Raw genomic sequence first — 2,387 nt, 5'->3', positions numbered from 1 at the left:
GTGGTGCCCGGAGGCGGAATCGAACCACCGACACGAGGATTTTCAATCCTCTGCTCTACCGACTGAGCTATCCGGGCGACGAGGTGTATTAAACGGTTTTTCGGCCTTTAGGTCAACACTAAATTGCAAAAAAAATATCGTTTGTTGCTTTTATATACTTAGCGTTCTATTTTTATTCATTTGGTGCTCAAAAACAAGCCCTAGCAGTGGATCAGACAATTGTAGACCACGTTATTACTGGACTTGAGACAGTTCCCAAGCACCAAAAAAGTATCAATTTTAACGCCTACAGCAGACCTTATTTTGTGTTAAGCCACTTCAAAACGAGAGACTTTCGAACTTAGGTCTTCAGAAAGCTGGTTCAATGTTTGCGTGGCACGCTTAGTTTCGTCGACAACACCTCTTAATTCGCTGCCACTGTGTTCAATCATATTAATGCGTTGGGAGATATCATCACTCACTTCTGTTTGCTCAGCAGCAGCTGTCGCGATCTGTTGGCTTTTCTCAGTGATGGCTTCGAGACTCAATACCACCTCTTGTAGTGCTTGTGAGGCGGTTTGAGATTCCGATACTGTCGCTTGACTTGTTTCAGCACAAAGTAAGATGCTCTGAATCGCATTTTGAGAGCCTGATTGTAAGTTACCTATCATCTCTTGGATCTCTTTAGTACTTTGCTGAGTGCGGCCTGCTAGATTACGTACTTCATCAGCCACCACTGCAAAGCCTCTTCCTTGTTCGCCCGCACGTGCAGCTTCTATTGCTGCATTCAATGCAAGAAGGTTCGTTTGCTCTGCAATATCGCCAATAACATCAAGAACGCGCGCGATATTATGAACATCACTATCGAGTTCTGAGACTGCGGTACTCGCTCCTTCCAGCTGGGTAGCTAGACCTTCGATATTCGATACTGTCGCCAGAATAAGCTGGCTCACTTGCTGGCTCTGTTTATCAGCTTCATCCGTACTTTGCGCCGCATCAGTCGCCGATTGAGCCACATGAGAAGCAGAGGACGCCATTTCTGTCATAGCCGTCGCTATCATCTCAGTGCTTTGCTGCTGTGTAGATGTTAGCGACGCGATAACCGAAGAGCGAGAATCCGCATCAGAGAGCTGTGACGTAATAGAAGCGGTTACCTTCTCGATACTAGACAGTAATGAAGCAAGTGAGAGGTTCATGGTCTGCACTGAATGATAAATACTGCCTTCAATTGCTTTATGCTTAAAGTTTGTCTCTAACTTACCATCTGCAACATCTCGAACGGCTTTAAGCACATCCGAAGGCTCTCCACCTAAGATAGAAGTCATTCTATTTAGAGAAGTCAGCAAAAGACCGACGATGGCAACAATTATGACCAAACAGAATGACAACTGCCACTTAGCGGTTGACCAGAAACGTTCGTTCACTTCATTAAAACCAATCCCCGTACCTACGACCCAGTTCCAATGAGGTGTACGCTCAGCAATAGACAGTTTGTCCTCTACCGAGCCATCTGGCAGCGCCTGAGACCAATGATACTCAATGAGAGAGCCTGACGTATTACCTAGCTTACTCAAAATGATGTCAGCGACGCTGCGACCGCTGCTATCTTTGAAATCGTGGAAACTTGTACCGTGCAGTTGAGGATCCAAAGGAGCAGCAATAAAGGTCATCTGATCATCGGCGACATACACATACTCATTGTCCTTATAGACATTGTTCCTAAGTATGCGTGTTGCAATTGCTTTAGCTTCTGCTTCAGTGAGGGTACCTTCTACTGCTAGCTTCTCTAGTTCAGCGATCGTTGAATAAGTACTCGTAAAAATCTCAGTCACTCGAGATTTATTGTCACTGTCGCTAGCGACACGAAGTGACCAAAGGCCTGATATCGCAACAGCGACAACGGCAACAAGGATAATTAGAGATAATAAATATGTCTGATTTTTTAACTTCATTTTTCTGCTCAGATACTGATAACGTACGAAATGTTGCATTGTAATGAAGAATACATGACAGCGTTATCATTAAAAGCGACGATTTCGAAAACTATGACAGCGATTAAATTTGCAAAATAAAATAAGTTTCTTCTTAAAGATTTGAATCAAACGGTCGGTGCTGAAGGTAGTAGAATGGAGTGTTGAAACAACTGAAACGGAGAAGAACTGGGAGATATATCTATGGTATGACACGAAGAAATAACAAAAGTGATAGTCTCACCTTACTAATATCTCAAAGTCCTGTGAGGGCTAGGTAATTGGTTACCTGGTATCGAGCTTGGTCTAAGGTTTAGTATATTACAGATAGCAAAAAACCCGATGCTTTCGCATCGGGTTCTCTAATAAGTGGCGGAGTGGACGGGACTCGAACCCGCGACCCCCGGCGTGACAGGCCGGTATTCTAACCAACTGAAC

The 2,387-nt window shown here is 44.2% G+C and carries 1 protein-coding gene and 1 tRNA gene; both read right to left on the bottom strand.

Annotated elements, in window-relative coordinates:
- Position 1: 1 nt before the first annotated feature.
- A tRNA-Phe gene (locus ACVA6Q_RS24485) sits at positions 2–77 on the bottom strand.
- 231 nt (positions 78–308) lie between these two features.
- Entirely contained in the window at positions 309–1,931 is a 1,623-nt protein-coding gene (locus ACVA6Q_RS24480; RefSeq protein WP_446649201.1) for a methyl-accepting chemotaxis protein, read from the bottom strand.
- Positions 1,932–2,387: the final 456 nt, after the last annotated feature.

This window comes from Vibrio sp. DNB22_10_4 (genome assembly GCF_052879755.1).
This window is presented reverse-complemented; position numbering and strand designations above follow the sequence as displayed.

Coding starts and splice junctions, on each gene's coding strand:
- ACVA6Q_RS24480 (WP_446649201.1), bottom strand. CDS start 1,931: ATGAAGTTAAAAAATCAGACATATTTATTATCTCTAATTATCCTTGTT.